Genomic DNA, 14,621 nt, shown 5'->3' on the forward strand with positions numbered 1-14,621 from the left:
CCGGGAGCGGGTTCGCCCGGTGGAGCCCTGTGGGCGGACCGCCGGCGGACACTCGCCGCCCCCGCGCGAGGGCGGCGACGGCGGCGGCCCGAGCCGGACGGGCGGTCGACCGGAGCCGATGGGCCGAGTGCGGCAACGGACGCCGGCGGGTGTACGATCATCGGCGTTTGCGGGCCGGTCGCGGCCCGCGTTCCGGGCCCGCCGACCACAGGAGGTGATCGCTGTGCGAGATAGCGATCCTCCCAGTCGTGGCCGGGCCGTCCGTCAGCCCCGCTGAGCCACGACTCAGCAGGTGAGCTGACCCAGCTCCGCTCCCCGCACCCGCCCGGTCCCCGGCCCCGCGCCGGGTGACCGCGCCGTGCCGCCCGCCGCCCGGGCGGCCCGCCGGGAGCCGCCCCCCGGTCACGACTTCTGTGTGCGCGTCCTGATCCAGCCCTGCGGTCCGCTCCCCGCTCGCGGACCGTCCAGTCGCCACCCGGAGCCGTCCATGAGCCGCTACGTCGCCCCGCTGGGCTTCACCCTCGCCGCCGTCTGGGTGGCCGTCATCTTCGTCCTCGCCGGCCACTGACACCCGCTGCCGGCCGTGGTCGTCCGCGCCGGCGGCGGGCGTCGACCGCCCGCCGCCGGCGTCCCGGGTGTCAGAGCATACGGGAGGACCACAGCAGGCTGAGCGCGCCGGCGCACAGCGCCAGCAGCAGGGCCACGCCCGCGTACCACTGGGTGACCTCGCGGGGCTCCGTCCGGAACCCGATCGAGCTGCCCATGTCCTGGTAGACCTGCTTCAACTCGGTCACCGAGGCCGCCTCGTAGAAGTAGCCCTCCGTGGCCTCGGCCAGGTCGGCCAGGGCCAGCCGGTCCACCGGCACCCGCTGCAACTGCCCGCCGATGTCCACCTGCCCCGAGTCGGTGCCGAAGGCGATCGTGGAGACCGGCACGTTGGCCGCCTGCGCCGCCGAGGCCGCCTCCTCCACCGACCGCCCCGAGGTGCGGTAGCCGTCGGAGAGCAGCACGATGCGGGCCGGCGGGATCTCCGCCGCGCCGTCGGCCGGCACCGACCGGATCGCCTCCAGGCAGGTGAAGACCGCCTCCCCGGTCGCCGTCGCCTCGGCCAGCACCAGCCCGTCGATCGCGCTGGTCACCGCCTCCCGGTCCTTGGTCGGCGGCACCAGCACGTTCGCCGCCTTGGCGAACGAGACCAGCCCCAGGTTGTAGCTCTCCGGCAGCTCGCCGACGAACTGCTTGGCCGCCTCCTGCGCCGCCTCCAGCCGGTTCGGCGCCACGTCGTCGGCCTGCATGGACAGCGACACGTCGATGGCCAGCATCACGGTGGCCCGTTCCAGCGGCTCCCGGGTGTCGACGGCCGGCCGGGCCAACGCGGTCGCCAGCACCAGCAGGCAGAGCAGGAACGCGGTCGCCGGCACGTGCCGGCGCCAGCCCAGCCCCTTCGGCGCCAGGGTGCGCAGCAGGTCCACGTTGGTGAACCGCATCGCGTACGCCCGGCGGTTGCGCTGCCGCCAGACGTAGAGCGCGGCGAGGGCCAGCACCGGCAGCACCGCCAGCAGCCACCACGGTTGCAGAAAACGGATCATCGTGTCGTCCCCCTGGTGCGGGCGTGCCGCTGCGCGGCCACGAAGCGCACCATGTCGAGCAGCCAGTCTCGGTCCGTACGCAGCCGCAGGTGGGCCGCGCCCGCGCCGCGCAGCGCGGCGGAGATCTCCGCCCGCTGGGCGGTTGCCGCCTCGGCGTAGCGGTGCCGCAGCAGCGGGTCGGCGGTCTGCACCTCGTGCAGACCGCCGGTCTCCGGGTCGACCACCGGCAGCACCCCGACGTCGGGCAGCTCCAGCTCCCGGGGGTCGACCACCTCGATCGCCAGCAGATCGTGCCGCACGCGCAGCTTGCGCAGCGGCCGGGCCCAGCGGTCGATCGGGGCGAGGAAGTCGGAGATGACCACCGCCACCCCGCGCCGCCGGGGCGGCCGGTTGAGCATGTCGACCAGCGTGCCCAGGTCGCTGCGCCCCGGACGGATCTCGGTGCCGGCGACCGCCCGCAACAACGCCTGGGCCTCCTTGCGACCGGAGCGGGCAGGCACCCGGGTGAACACGTCCGGAGCGGGGACCGGCGGCGCGCTCCGCCACCGGCGCGCCGGAGCGCTCGTGCCGCCGCCGCTGCCGATCACGGCGCCGATCCGGTTGCCACCGCGCACGGTCAGGTGGGTCAGCGCCGCCGCGGCCGCCACCACGACGTCGCGCTTGAGCCACCGGCCGGTGCCGAAGTCCAGGCTGGCCGAGAGGTCCACCGCCAGCCACGTCTCCAGTTCCCGGTCGGCCACCGTACGCCGGACGTGCGGCATCGTCGTGCGGGCGGTGACCGGCCAGTCCATCCGGCGTACGTCGTCGCCGGGGCGGTACTCGCGGGACTCCCCCGCCTCGCTGCCCGGGCCCGGCAGCAGGCCGGCGTAGTCGCCCTGGAGCAGGCCGTCGAGTTTGCGGGTGACCATCAGTTGCAGCCGCGACAGGACGGCTTCGGTGCGGTCCGAGGGAATGTCGGCGGGCCGCCGGACGGGTGAGGTCACGGCCGCTGCCCGGGCCAACCGGCGCCCGGCGGCGCGGCGGTCGGCGTCGGTGTGGCCTGCTGACGGGGCGCGACCGAGGGCAGCGGAATGGTGGACATCACCCGGTGCACGACGTGGTCGGCGGGCACGTCGTCGGCGAGCGCGTCGTAGCTGAGCACCAGCCGGTGACGCAGGATGTCCGGCGCGATGTCCTGCACGTCCTGCGGCAGGGCGTAGTCCCGGCCCCGCAGCAGCGCCAGCGCGCGGGTCGCCCGGACCAGGCCGAGCGAGGCACGCGGGCTGGCGCCGTACTGGATGAGCTGGGCGACGTCCGGCATCCCGTGCTCCGCCGGGGCACGCGTGGCCAGCACCAGCCGGACCGCGTAGTCGACCAGGGCGTTGTGCACGAAGACCTGGTCCGCCTTGCGTTGGAGGGCGACCAGGTCGGCGGTGGTGAACACCGGCGCCGGCTCCGGCGGGGCGACCCCCATCCGGTAGACGATCTCCCGCTCCTCGGCGTCGGTCGGGTAGCCGACGAGGATCTTCATCAGGAAGCGGTCCCGCTGCGCCTCGGGCAGCGGATAGACCCCCTCCTGCTCGATCGGGTTCTGCGTCGCCATCACCAGGAACGGGTTGGGCACCCGGTGCGTCTCGCCGCCGATCGAGACCTGCCGCTCGCTCATCACCTCCAGCAGCGCCGACTGCACCTTGGCCGGCGCCCGGTTGATCTCGTCGGCGAGCAGGAAGTTGACGAAGACCGGGCCCAGCTCGACGTCGAACTTCTCGCTCGACTGCCGGTAGATGCGGGTGCCCATGATGTCGGCCGGCACCAGGTCCGGGGTGAACTGCACCCGGGCGAAGGAGCCACCGACGACCCTGGCGAGCGTCTCCACGGCGAGCGTCTTGGCCACCCCCGGGACGCCCTCCAGCAGGCAGTGGCCCCGGGCGAGCAGCGCGACGAACATCCGCTCCACCATCCGGTCCTGCCCGACGATCACCCGCTTGATCTCGAACAGCGCCCGCTCCAGCAGGGTCGCGTCCTCGGCCGGCGTGGTCACCGGCACGGGTGTCTGCGGGCCTGTCCCGTTGGGCGTCGGGGCGTCGGGCGTGGTCGGCTGGGCCACCGGTCCTCCACAGCATGATCGGTTGTCGTGCGGCTGGTGCGTGTCAAGACTCGCATGCCCGGCTGAGTGCCGAGGTGGGGAGAACCCGATTATCGCCGCGCCGTCCCGAGTCGCCGGATCGCCGGCCCGCCACGCCGTCCCACGTCGCGGAATCGCCGTTCACAGGTGGACACGAACGGCCCCGACGTGTGTACGATTCACCCCGTCGCCGGGCGGCTCCCCCCGTGGCCGCCCGGCGCTCACCTCTTCGGCTCTCCCGCCGCCCTAGACTGGGCGGGATGAGCGACCCCCTTCCCGCCGACGAGCCGCTGATCTGCTCGTCCCGCGGCTGTCGTGCCCCCGCCCGGTGGGCGCTGCGGTGGAACAATCCCCGGCTGCACGACACCGACCGGCGCAAGACCTGGCTGGCCTGCGCCGAGCACCGCTCCACCCTCGGCGACTTTCTGGAGGCCCGCGGGTTCCTGCGGGAGGTCGTACCGGTGGTCGGATCGCCTACGCTCGAAGGGTGAGCGCGCACAACGGATTCCCTCGGTGAGCGGTGACGGATTCGCCGGCCCGCCGCCGGCACCGCCCCGCCCTCCGGCGGGCCCCCTGGAGCCGTGGCCGGACACCGTCCGCTGGCAGCCGATCTCACCCGACCTGATCTGGGTGGAGCTGCTCCGGCTCGCGATGGTGCTGGTCGTCGTCCTGCTCGGGCTGGGCGTCGGCTGGGCGTTCAGCGGGGCCTGGCCGTTCGGCGCGGCGGGCGGCGCGGTGCTGCTGCTGGGCGCCCTGCGGGTCGTGACCATCGTCCGGGCCGTACGGGCCTGGGGATACGCCGAGCGGGAGGACGACCTGCTGGTCCGGCACGGCCTGCTGGTGCGGCGGCTCTCCATCGTGCCGTACTCGCGGATGCAGTTCGTGGACGTCAGCGCCGGACCGCTGGAGCGGGCGTTCAACCTGGCCACCGTCCAGTTGCACACGGCCGCGGCGGCCAGCGACGCCCGCGTGCCGGGGCTGCACCCGGCGGAGGCGTCCCGGCTGCGCGACCGGCTCACCGCGCTCGGCGAGGACCGAGCGGAGGGGCTGTGAGCGACCCGGCCGGCCGCGCGACGGACCGGACCGAGCCGCCCCGGGTGGAGCCCGGCCTCCGGCCGGCGGCGATGCCGCCCGTCGCGCAGGGCCCTACCGCGGCACCCGGACCGGCGCCGTACGACCCGCACCCGCCCGCCGGCCCCGCGCCGGACATCCCGCACGGGATCGCGGGCCCGCCGGCCGGGCCGGGCACGGTGCCGGCGCCGGACGCCCCGCCCCCACCACCCGGCCCGCCGGCGCCTCCCCCGGTCGCCGGGCCAGTGCCGGGTACGGCGCCGGAGCACGCCGAGCCCCGGCAGCGGCTGCACCCGCTCAGCCCCGCGCTGCACGGGGCCAAGTCGCTGGTCGTGGTCATCGCCGGCCTGTCCTGGTCGACCCTCTCCCGGGTCGGCTTCGGCTGGTTCGCCCTGATGGCGGTCGTGCTGGCCCTGGGCGCCACCGTGCTCGCGGTCGTCAGCTGGTACCACACCGGCTACCACGTGGTCGGCCGCGAACTTCGGGTGCACGAGGGGCTCCTCTGGCGGCGCACCCGGGCGATCCCGCTGGAGCGGCTCCAGGCCGTCGAGGTGGTGCGCCCGCTGCTCGCCCAGCTCACCGGCCTGGCCGAGCTGCGGCTGGAGGTGGTCGGCGGCGGCAAGACCGAGGCGCCGCTGGCATACCTGAGCGTCGCCGACGCGACCGCGCTGCGTCGGCGGCTGCTCGCACTCGCCGGGCGGGCGACCGCCGGCGGGCCTGCTCCGGCGCCGGTCGAGGGAACAGCGGCGACCGGGGCGGTCCCGGCCGAGGCGCCCGCGCCGCCCGGCCGGCCGCTGCACACCGTCGCGAACAAGGACCTGCTGGTCAGCCAGCTGCTGACCCCGCAGGCGTTCATGATCCCGTTCGGCGTGGCGTTCGTGCTGGCGCAGTTCCTCTCCGAGGACTCGTGGTCGTTCATCGCGGTGGCGAGCACCCTCACCGCGATGGCCGGCGTGCTGCTGCAACCGGTGCGCCGGGTGCTCGACGACTGGAACTTCCGGCTCGCCCGGGACGAGGGCACGCTACGGATCCGCAACGGGCTGCTGGAGACCCGCGCCCAGACGGTCCCGCTGGACCGGGTGCAGACGGTCGGGGCCACCTGGCCGCTGCTGTGGCGGGTCAAGGGGTGGCTGCGGCTGCGCCTGGAGGTGGCCGGCTACTCCGCCGGCGAGAGCGACGACCGCAACCGGCCGGACCGCCTGCTCCCCGTGGGCGACCTGCCGACCGGCGAGGCGATCGTGGCCGAGGTGCTGGCCGGGGTGTGCCTGACCGCGCTGCCGTTGACCCCGCCGCCGGAGCGGGCCCGCTGGCTCAACCCGCTGAGCCGGGGCGTGCTCGGCGCCGGCCTCGACGCCCGGGTCTTCGCGGTCCGGTCCGGCCTGCTCACGCGGCAGGTGGCGCTCGTGCCGTACGCCCGGATCCAGAGCGTGCGGGTGGTGCAGGGGCCGGCGCAGCGGCGGCTGCGGCTGGCGACGGTGCACGCCGACACGGCCGGCGGCGCCGGCGCGGCCGCGCGGGACCGGGACCTGGCCGAGGCCTGGGCCCTGGCGGCGGAGCTGACGGCCCGGGCGCGCGCCGCCCGGCAGGCCGGCTGACCGCTTCCCGCATCGGCACTCAGCCCGGCCGACCGCCGCACGGCCGCCGCACGGTCCGTGGTCACCCGACCGCGCACGGGTCGCGGGCCGCCCCGCCGCCCGCCGCGGGGTCGACGCTCAGCGCGTCGCCGGCACCGCCGGCGGCTCGGCGGAGGTGGGCGGTTCGGTCGGCTCGGGGTCGCCCTCCGCCACGGCGCGGCGGGCCCGGCGCGCCGCCCACCAGCGCTCCGCCAGGCCGACCACCAGGAAGGTCATCCCGACGTACGCCCAGCCGACCAGCACGTCGATGACGTAGTGCTCGCCGCTGTAGACCAGCGTGAAGGTCATCGCCAGCGGGTACGCCAACAGCAGCGGCCACCAGCGGCGGCGGGTCTGCCGGAGGAAGAACAGCACCACGAACAGGGCGAACGCGGTGTGCAGCGACGGCATGGCGGCCACCGGGTTGGAGGCGATCTGCCCGGCGTTGAGCAGGTTGCCGGCGCCGTGCATGCCGAACGCCTTCCAGCCCCGGGTGGAGATCCGGGCGACCTCCTCCAGCAGCCCGTTCTGCGCCGCCCACCAGGGCGGGGCCGCCGGGTAGAGGAAGTAGGTGACCAGGCCGGTGGCGCACAGGAAGCCCCAGCGACGCATGAACGCCGCCCAGCGCCCCCGGTCGCGCAGCCAGAGCACCGCCGCGGCGGCCAACGCCACCACGAAGTGGGAGAAGTAGACCCAGCTGACCAGGACATCCCACCAGTGCACCTCGGGCCGGTAGAGGTGCTGCTGGAGCCAGACCGTCGGCACCTCGCCACCGGTCGCCCAGCCGAACATGACCCGGTCGGCGACGATCAGCTCGTACGCATGCGGGGTCGCGCCGTTGTCGGCGAAGCCACGGGAGAGGTTGTAGACCGCGAGCAGCAGCACCACCGGCACCCAGTCCCGGGCGAAACGCAGGTGGCTGCGCCACGGCCGGCTGCTGTTCCAGGCGACCGTCGCCGCCCAGATCCAGAGGAACGCGTACGCCGGGTCGGTCGGCAGGCCGATGCCGAGCCAGCCGGCGACGAAGGCGACCCCCCAGACGGTCATCGCGACCACGCGACGACGCCCGCCGTCGGGCGAGGCGGGCGGGCCGGTCCGGGCGGGGGGCTGGGGGTCGGTCGCGACAGACATCGCGGTCAAGGTTAACGGCGCGGACGGCATCGACCGACGCCGACCACCCGCTGCGCCAGGGGCACGGCGGGTGGCCGGCCGGTGGTGGCCGGCGCGCGAACCTCAGACCGGCGCTCGGCCCCGGAACCGGTGAACCGTCGGCGCGGCACGGACGCCCGCCGGGCCCGGCCCGCCTCGTCTAGGCTTTGGCCATGCAGGAGCAGCCGGAGCCCGCCCTGACGCCGGGCCTGACCGCCCGGGTGGAGCTGACCGTCGCCGACACCGACACCGCCCAGGCGGTGGGCTCCGGGGACGTGCCGATGCTGGGCACGCCCCGGGTGCTCGCCCTCGCCGAGGCGGCCACGGTGGCGGCCACCGCCCCCCGGATACCCAGCGGGTCGACGACGGTCGGCACCCGCGTGGAGCTCGACCACCGCGCGGCCACCCCGGTGGGGCGGACGGTGGTGGCGCAGGCCCGGCTGGCCGCGGTCGAGGGGCGACGGCTGCACTTCGAGGTGAGCGTGCGCGACGGCGACGAGACGATCGCCGAAGGCCGGGTGGAGCGCGTGCTGGTCGACCGGCAGCGCTTCGTGGAACGCGCGGCCCGGTCGTCGTGACCGGCCGCTTCGTACAGGTCGCCGACGGGGTGCACGTGCTGCGCGAGCCGCTGCTGCACGTCAACGTCACGCTGGTCGTCGGCGACGGGGCGGCGCTGCTGGTCGACACGCTCTCCACCGCCGGGCAGGCCGCCGAGCTGGCCGCCGCCGCCCGGGCGGTCACCACCCATCCGTGGACCGTGGTCAACACCCACCACCACTTCGACCACTGTTTCGGCAACGCCACCCTCGCCGCCGACCCACCCCGCCCGGTGTACGCGCACGAGGTGGCCGCCGAGGCGATGCGCCAGGAGGCGGACCGGCTGCGCCGGGAGGCGTACGAGGAGATGCGCGACGAGCACCCCGCGCTGGCCGAGGAGCTGGCCGGCACCACGCTGCTGGCGCCGACGCACACCGTCCACGGCGAGACCGCGCTCGACGTGGGCGGCCGGCGGGTCGTGCTGCGCCACCCCGGTCGCGGGCACACCGCCGGTGACCTGGTGGTGCAGGTGCCGGACGCCGACGTGCTGGTCGCCGGGGACCTGGTGGAGCAGAGCGGGCCGCCCGCCTTCGAGGAGTCCTACCCGTTGCAGTGGCCGGACACGGTGGCCGAGCTGCTCCGGATGACCACCCCGGCCACCGTCGTCGTGCCGGGGCACGGCGACCCGGTGGACGCCGCGTTCGTCCGCGCGCAGCACGAGCAGCTCGTCGAGCTGGCCTGGCTCATCCGCGCCGGGCACACCGGCGGCGCCCCGCCCGAACGCGTCGCCGCCGAGGCACCCTTCGGCGCCCGGCCCGCCCTGCACGCCGCCCGCCGCGGCTACGCCGAACTAGACGGCACCACCTGACCCCCTCCCCCGCACCCCGCACCCCGCACCCCGCACCCCGCCGATCTTGCAGTTGTCGCCCCGACGGAAGCGGCACATCCCCCAGATCGCGGGCACAAAGTGCAAGATCGCGGGGAGAAGAGGGTGGGGTGGGTCAGCGGGCGAACCGGTCGAGGACCTCGGCGCGGGTGGGCATGGCGGTCGCGCCGCCGGGCGACTCGCAGACCAGGGCGGCGACCCGCAGCGCGAAGGCCACCCGCTCGTGCCAGCCCGCCGGAGCGGCGGGCTCGCCGTCGACCAGCAGGTCCGCGACGAGCGCGCCCATCACCGCGTCACCGGCGCCGGTGGCGTCCACCGCCTCGACCTTCGGCGCGGGTACGCGTACCGGATCGGCGCCGGCCGCGGCGACCACCGCGCCGGCGGCGCCCAGGGTGACCACGGCGGTCCCGGCGCCCAACTCCCGCAGGTACGCCGCCACCCCCTCCTCCGGCTCACCCGGATAGAGCAGCTTGGCGTCGGCGGCGCTCAGCTTGACCAGGTGGGCGCCGGCGGCGAACTCGGCCACCACCTCGCGCAGCCCGGCCAGCGCCGCCGGCCCGTCGAGCAGCCGGTGGCGGACGTTGGGGTCGAAGACCCGCAGGCTGCCGGCCAGCGCCCAGGCCCGGCGCGCGGCGGCCAGCACCGGCGGCTGGAGCAGCACGATCGAGCCGCAGTAGAGCACGTCCGCGCCCCCGACCAGGTCGGCATCCAGGTCGTCGGGGCCGAGCAGGCCGTAGGAGGGTGGCTGCCCGTAGAACCGGAAGTCGGGCTCCGGGCCGGCGAAGGTGGCCACCGCCAGGGCGGTCGGGGCGGGGACCGTGACCGCGCCGGCCAGCCCGACGCCGACGCCGCTCAGGAAGTCGCGGATCCGCCCGGCCAGGACGTCGTCGCCGAGCGACCCGACGAACTGCACCGCGCCGCCGAGCCGGGCGACGGCGACCGCCACGTTGAGCGGCCCACCGCCGATGGCCTGCCGGTAGACCGGCTCCCCGTCGCACTCGGTGTCGAGCAGGTCGACCAGTGCCTCGCCGAGCACCACCGCGTATCCCATCTCCGGCCTCCGTCCGCACCGCTCGCCGACCGTTCATGTCGCACCAGGCTGTTTAACTTGATTAGAAATCCTGAGTGATCGTAGATTGATCGTGCGGAGCTTCTTCGGCTCTCGAAGGCCGCGAAGCGTCTCGGTGTTCATGCTGTGACGCCTGGTTCTGGGCTGACTCGGGGAGATTCCGGCGACTTGGAGCGGCCCGTGGGCGCCGGTTCTCCTCGATTGATGTCGAGGCTATGACGGTTTCCACCGGCGGTGAGCGTTTTCGCTTGGAGGGCCTGTACGTGCGCGTCCCCGGCTCCAGTGGGCAGGAATCCTGGTTGGAGGCCCAGGAGTACGAGTTGCGGGCCACCTCCACCGGTGAAATCGTCAAGGTCTTCGTTTCCCTCGCTACCACATTCGCCGGACACCTGCACGGGATGCGGTCGGCCGAGAAGCGGCGCCGCCTGCTGGCCGGGTCCGGGCAGTGCCAGGCCGGTGGCCAGTGAGCCGGAAGCTGCCGCTCGCCGAAGACGAGACCCCCCGCACCGCATGCGCCCGCGCCCTTGTGCGCGTAGGCGTGGACGAGAAAACCGGCGAGGTTCTGTCTCAGGCCGTGCTTGCCGAACGTGTCGGCTGGTGTACCGACCTGGTGGCGGGCATGGTCTGCGCCCTGATTGGCGAGCACTGGAACACCGCAGATGTGGATGTGTTGGCTTCCGGGGTGGACGCGGGCGGCCGGAAACTGCCGTCGAACGCGTGGATGGCGCTGCGGCGCCTGGGCTGGACCGCCACCACGTCCGAGGGCGTGAAGGTCAATGACCGGATCGTGCGCATGGCCCAGGAGCAAGCTGGGCGTGCTCTGCGCTCGGCGAAGTGGCGTGCTGATCTGACCGCCGGGGTGCTGGCGACGTGGCCGGCCGATCCGCGTAAGCGCACCCCCGCTGAGTGGGATCACGTTCGAGCCTCGATCCCTGGCGGGGAGCATCTGCCATCCAGCATCATCAAGGGCCGAACCCGGCAGGCCGCCAAGTTCTTCAAGGCCAACGGCCGCCTGCCCGTGGACGTGTTCGAGCTCGAAGGCACCCCGAAGATCCCGCGAATGCTGCTGCTCGCCGCGTGTGACGGGCAGCAGTCCACGATCGAGCGTTCTGAGACCGACCCGGCGAGGGCGCTGCTGCGCCTGCAACTGCCCACCCGTCCAGATCCGCAGGCGTACCGGGACTGGACGTGGGTCGAGTGCCCGATCACGCTGCCGCCCACGGTCCCTGCAGGCGCGGTTCTGCACCTGCCCACCCTCCGCGTGAGCGACCGACAGGTGCGAGCCGATGTCGCGTACACGCACGCCGTGCCGAAGGCCCGGCGTGCTGGGCACACGGTGGCGCTCGGCGTGGACTGGGGCCTCAACACCCTCCTCAGCGCGGGGGCCGCACGACTCCACGACAACGGCCAGATCACGTCTCTCGGGGCCGGTGCCCAGTTCCGCGCCGCTGGCGTCCTCGCCAAGCAGCACCGCCTCCGGCACCTGTCAGAGCGGCTGCACGCCAAGGACGAGCAGTACGTGCGGCTGATCGACGGCCGCCCCGACAAGCACCTGACCGCTAAACACGAGGCGCTGCGCGGCGAGATCCGGCACGTGTCCCGCCGCAGGTCGCACCTCAACAACGCGCTCGCGCGGGCTGCCGCCCGCTGGGCCGTCGACCAAGCGATTGCTGCCGGGGCGACCGCCATCTATATCGAAGACCTGCGGTCGATGGAAGCCAAGGGCATGGGCCGCATTCACAACACGCGCCTGTCCCAGCAGATACGCGGGCAGATCACCGACCGCATGCGGCACCTCGCCGCCGAAACCGGTATCGCCGTGGTCACCGTCCCAGCCCGGAACACCTCAAAGCACTGCCCGCAGTGCCTGACACCGCTGCGGCACCGCAAAGCCCCCGACCGGCCCACCACCGCAGGCTGGAAGTGGGCCATCTGCCCCAACAGAGACAGCTGCGGCTGGCAGGGAGACCGCGACCACGGCGCCTGGCGCCGCATCGCAGCCCGCGGCCTGGCCCATCAGGCCAGGACCGTCATCGACCGCACCAACGGTGCCATGATGATCCGCTCGATCGTGGACACACTCGAAGCCAAAGCCGTCATCACCCCGACCACCAAGGCCAGCCGCACGGACCGGTCGAGAACCAGCCCTGCCCGGCCCCACACCTCACGCCCCGCGCCCAGGCGACGCAGGGCGCCCTCCCCCGCCGAACCTCACGGCCCGGCGGGCAAGCGTCCGGAGGGACACGCACCAGCGGGCCGGACCCGACTGCCCCGGGCAGCGCACCGGCACCAGGGCGTGAACGCGATCAGCACACCCATCACCGGCCACCGGCCACGAGGGGCTGCTCTGGGCGCGGGATTCCACCTCCACGCCCATGCATCCCCACCGCGGTGGGAGACGATCCCGGAAACCAATCCGACTTAGGATCGCAAAGCTGATCAGAGACGCTGGCACAGTAGCGCCTGCAAGGCGATCTACCGGATGGTCAGCTCCACCCGGAGTGATCAGGAGGTTTGCGCCGTCCGGGATCGTTTGCGGCGGCGCAAAACCTCTTGATCCACACGGGTGGGAGCGGACTGCGGCGCGGACCGGGGCCGCCCGAGGCGCCTGGGGTCAGCGGACCATGGAGCCGACCACGGGCTTGGTGAGCAGGGCGGACTGGTTGCGCTGGATGCCCGGGTCGAGGGTCTTGGCGACGAAGATCGCGTGCCAGATGCAGAAGATCAGCACCGTCCACACCTTGCGGGAGTGGTCGGCCTCCTCCCGCTTGTGCTCCTCGAGCAGCCGCATCGCGTACGACAGGTCGATCAGCTCGCCCGCGCCGGAGTTGGACAGCACCCAGCGGGCCCACTCGTACATCTCGCCGCGCAGCCAGACCCGGGTGGGGGTCGGGAAGCCGAGCTTCTTGCGGTTGACGATGGCCGGCGGCACCACGCCCTGGAGGGCCTGGCGCATGGCGTACTTGGTGGCGTCGGAGCGCGGCGGCAGCTTGAGGTCGACCGGGATCCGCGACGCCACGTCGAAGACCTCACGGTCCAGGAACGGCACCCGCACCTCCAGCGAGTGGGCCATCGAGATCCGGTCGGCCTTGACGAGGATGTCGCCGCGCAGCCAGGTGTAGAGGTCGACGTACTGCATCTTGGTCACGTCGTCGAGCTCGGTGCACTCCGCGTAGATCGGCGCGGTGACGTCGGTGTAGCGGACGGAGGGGTCGTAGCGGCGCAGCAGGTGCTGCTTCTCCTCCTCGGTGAACATCCGGGCGTTGCCGTAGTAGCGCTCCTCGATCGGGGTGGTGCCGCGCTCCAGGAAGCTCTTGCCCTTGACGCCCTGCGGGATCGCCTTGGAGACGGCCCGCAGCCCCTTCTGCACCCCGCCGGGCAGCCCGTTGACCGAACTCAGCGACAGCGGCTCGCGGTAGATGGTGTACCCGCCGAAGAACTCGTCGGCGCCCTCGCCGGAGAGCACCACGGTGACGTGCTCGGCGGCCTTCTTGGCCACGAAGTAGAGGGGCACCAGCGCCGGGTCGGCCACCGGGTCGTCCAGGTGCCAGACGATCTTCGGCAGCGCATCGATCATGTCCTGCGGCCCGATCTTCGTCGGGATGGTGGTCACGTCGAGGTGCCGGGCCGAGTCCTGGGCGACGTCGATCTCCGAGTAGCCCGGGACGTCGTAGCCGACGGTGAAGGTGAGAATGTTCGGGTTGAACTCGCGGGCCAGGGCCACCACGGCGGTCGAGTCGATGCCGCTGGAGAGGAACGAGCCGACCGGCACGTCGGAGCGCATGTGCATCCGGACGCTCTCCCGCAGCGTCTCCCGGATCTCGTGGTAGAGCCGCTGCTCGTCGGCGACCGGGGTGGGCCGGAACACCGGCCTGTACCACCGCCGCACGTCGATCCGCCCGCCCGGGGTCCAGGTGAGGTACTCGCCCGAGCCGATCCGGTTGATCCCCTTGTGCAGGGTGCCGGGCTCGGGCACGTACTGCAGCGTCAGGTAGTGGCTGAGGTTCGCGGTGTCGATGCCGGCGTCGCCCTGGTAGCTGGAGTGCGCGAAGGGCAGCAGCGCCTTCTTCTCCGAGGCGAGGTAGAGGCCGTCGGCGGTCTCCAGGTAGTGCATCGGCTTGATGCCGAAGTAGTCCCGGCCGCCGAACGCGCGCCGCTCCTGCCGGTCCCAGATGACGAAGGCGAACATGCCCCGCAGCCGGGTGAGCACCTGCTCGCCCCAGTAGTGGTAACCGGCGACGATCACCTCGCCGTCACCGGCGGTGGCGAACTGGGCGCCGAAGTTCCGGATCAGCTCCTCGCGCAGCTCGATGTAGTTGTAGATCTCGCCGTTGAACGTGAGCAGGTAGCGCCCGCCCGCGTAGGGCAGCGGCTCGTGGCTGGAGGCCACGTCGATGATCGCCAGCCGCTTGTGCGCGAACACCCCGTCCGCGTACCGGCCGGAGGCGTCGCCGACCACCTCGACACCGGTCTCGTCCGGTCCGCGGTGGTGCAGGCATTCCAACGCCCCGGCGATGTTGTCGCGGTGGGCGGCGGCGTCGCCGCGCGCGCTGAAGAAGGCCAGGAGTCCGCACATGGTGGTCATCTTTCCACGCGTCCCGGG

Annotated in this window: 14 protein-coding genes; 8 read left to right on the forward strand and 6 right to left on the reverse strand. The window is 73.6% G+C overall.

Going from position 1 to position 14,621, the window contains the following annotated elements; genetic code table 11:
- The first annotated feature begins 415 nt into the window (after window positions 1–415).
- On the forward strand, window positions 416–568 hold the full coding sequence (locus tag AB0G14_RS19715) for a hypothetical protein (RefSeq protein WP_357699292.1): 153 nt from the start codon (window positions 416–418) through the stop codon (window positions 566–568).
- Window positions 569–638: 70 nt separating this feature from the next.
- Here the strand turns inward: AB0G14_RS19715 and AB0G14_RS19720 are convergent, their stop codons facing one another.
- From AB0G14_RS19720 to AB0G14_RS19730, 3 genes are read right to left on the reverse strand one after another with little or no spacing between them, the layout of a single operon-like run.
- Window positions 639–1,589 carry a VWA domain-containing protein gene (locus AB0G14_RS19720; protein ID WP_357699294.1) on the reverse strand — a complete coding sequence of 317 codons (951 nt, stop codon included), beginning with the start codon at window positions 1,587–1,589 and terminating at the stop codon, window positions 639–641.
- Window positions 1,586–2,590, reverse strand: coding sequence for a DUF58 domain-containing protein (locus AB0G14_RS19725; RefSeq protein ID WP_357699296.1), 1,005 nt, complete (start codon window positions 2,588–2,590; stop codon window positions 1,586–1,588). Before AB0G14_RS19725 ends, AB0G14_RS19720 begins: the two co-directional genes overlap by 4 nt.
- Window positions 2,569–3,675, reverse strand: coding sequence for a MoxR family ATPase (locus AB0G14_RS19730; RefSeq protein WP_357699298.1), 1,107 nt, complete (start codon window positions 3,673–3,675; stop codon window positions 2,569–2,571). Before AB0G14_RS19730 ends, AB0G14_RS19725 begins: the two co-directional genes overlap by 22 nt.
- A gap of 278 nt (window positions 3,676–3,953) precedes the next feature.
- Here AB0G14_RS19730 and AB0G14_RS19735 point away from each other — a divergent pair, with 278 nt between their 5' ends.
- The 3 genes from AB0G14_RS19735 to AB0G14_RS19745 are packed head-to-tail and all read left to right on the forward strand — an operon-like array spanning window position 3,954 to window position 6,359.
- A complete protein-coding gene (locus tag AB0G14_RS19735) occupies window positions 3,954–4,184 on the forward strand; it encodes a hypothetical protein (protein WP_357699300.1) in 231 nt (76 codons plus the stop codon).
- Between the two features lie 22 nt (window positions 4,185–4,206).
- A complete protein-coding gene (locus tag AB0G14_RS19740) occupies window positions 4,207–4,746 on the forward strand; it encodes a PH domain-containing protein (RefSeq protein WP_357699302.1) in 540 nt (179 codons plus the stop codon).
- A complete protein-coding gene (locus AB0G14_RS19745; protein ID WP_357699304.1) occupies window positions 4,743–6,359 on the forward strand; it encodes a PH domain-containing protein in 1,617 nt (538 codons plus the stop codon). Before AB0G14_RS19740 ends, AB0G14_RS19745 begins: the two co-directional genes overlap by 4 nt.
- 117 nt (window positions 6,360–6,476) lie before the next feature.
- Here AB0G14_RS19745 and AB0G14_RS19750 read toward each other — a convergent pair whose 3' ends face one another.
- A complete protein-coding gene (locus AB0G14_RS19750) occupies window positions 6,477–7,508 on the reverse strand; it encodes a phosphatase PAP2 family protein (protein WP_357699306.1) in 1,032 nt (343 codons plus the stop codon).
- 191 nt (window positions 7,509–7,699) lie between these two features.
- Here AB0G14_RS19750 and AB0G14_RS19755 point away from each other — a divergent pair, with 191 nt between their 5' ends.
- Together AB0G14_RS19755 and AB0G14_RS19760 are read left to right on the forward strand one after the other, a co-directional pair.
- Window positions 7,700–8,104, forward strand: coding sequence for a hotdog domain-containing protein (locus AB0G14_RS19755; RefSeq protein ID WP_357699308.1), 405 nt, complete (start codon window positions 7,700–7,702; stop codon window positions 8,102–8,104).
- Window positions 8,101–8,931, forward strand: a complete 831-nt coding sequence (locus tag AB0G14_RS19760) for an MBL fold metallo-hydrolase (RefSeq protein WP_357699310.1) — start codon at window positions 8,101–8,103, stop codon at window positions 8,929–8,931. The genes AB0G14_RS19755 and AB0G14_RS19760 overlap by 4 nt, the downstream gene beginning before the upstream one ends.
- 133 nt (window positions 8,932–9,064) lie before the next feature.
- On the opposite strand, the gene AB0G14_RS19765 is transcribed toward AB0G14_RS19760, so the two are convergent.
- Window positions 9,065–10,000, reverse strand: a complete 936-nt coding sequence (locus AB0G14_RS19765) for a PfkB family carbohydrate kinase (protein ID WP_357699312.1) — start codon at window positions 9,998–10,000, stop codon at window positions 9,065–9,067.
- A gap of 233 nt (window positions 10,001–10,233) precedes the next feature.
- Between AB0G14_RS19765 and AB0G14_RS19770 the strand changes: the two genes are divergently transcribed.
- The gene (locus AB0G14_RS19770; protein WP_357699314.1) at window positions 10,234–10,485 is read left to right on the forward strand and encodes a hypothetical protein; all 252 of its coding nucleotides are present in this window, start codon (window positions 10,234–10,236) and stop codon (window positions 10,483–10,485) included.
- Window positions 10,482–12,443, forward strand: coding sequence for a zinc ribbon domain-containing protein (locus tag AB0G14_RS19775; protein WP_357699316.1), 1,962 nt, complete (start codon window positions 10,482–10,484; stop codon window positions 12,441–12,443). Before AB0G14_RS19770 ends, AB0G14_RS19775 begins: the two co-directional genes overlap by 4 nt.
- Before the next feature lie 189 nt (window positions 12,444–12,632).
- On the opposite strand, the gene asnB is transcribed toward AB0G14_RS19775, so the two are convergent.
- A complete protein-coding gene (gene asnB / locus AB0G14_RS19780) occupies window positions 12,633–14,594 on the reverse strand; it encodes an asparagine synthase (glutamine-hydrolyzing) (protein ID WP_350711425.1) in 1,962 nt (653 codons plus the stop codon).
- Window positions 14,595–14,621: the final 27 nt, after the last annotated feature.

The organism is Micromonospora sp. NPDC023814, assembly GCF_040639595.1.
In the GTDB taxonomy this organism is placed as follows: Bacteria; Actinomycetota; Actinomycetes; order Mycobacteriales; family Micromonosporaceae; genus Micromonospora.

Excerpts from the sequence above, each read along its gene's own strand:
- AB0G14_RS19770 (WP_357699314.1), top strand. The coding sequence starts at position 10,234 with ATGACGGTTTCCACCGGCGGTGAGCGTTTTCGCTTGGAGGGCCTGTAC.
- AB0G14_RS19750 (WP_357699306.1), bottom strand. The coding sequence starts at position 7,508 with ATGTCTGTCGCGACCGACCCCCAGCCCCCCGCCCGGACCGGCCCGCCC.
- AB0G14_RS19765 (WP_357699312.1), bottom strand. The coding sequence starts at position 10,000 with ATGGGATACGCGGTGGTGCTCGGCGAGGCACTGGTCGACCTGCTCGAC.
- AB0G14_RS19735 (WP_357699300.1), top strand. The coding sequence starts at position 3,954 with ATGAGCGACCCCCTTCCCGCCGACGAGCCGCTGATCTGCTCGTCCCGC.
- AB0G14_RS19755 (WP_357699308.1), top strand. The coding sequence starts at position 7,700 with ATGCAGGAGCAGCCGGAGCCCGCCCTGACGCCGGGCCTGACCGCCCGG.
- AB0G14_RS19720 (WP_357699294.1), bottom strand. The coding sequence starts at position 1,589 with ATGATCCGTTTTCTGCAACCGTGGTGGCTGCTGGCGGTGCTGCCGGTG.
- asnB (WP_350711425.1), bottom strand. The coding sequence starts at position 14,594 with ATGTGCGGACTCCTGGCCTTCTTCAGCGCGCGCGGCGACGCCGCCGCC.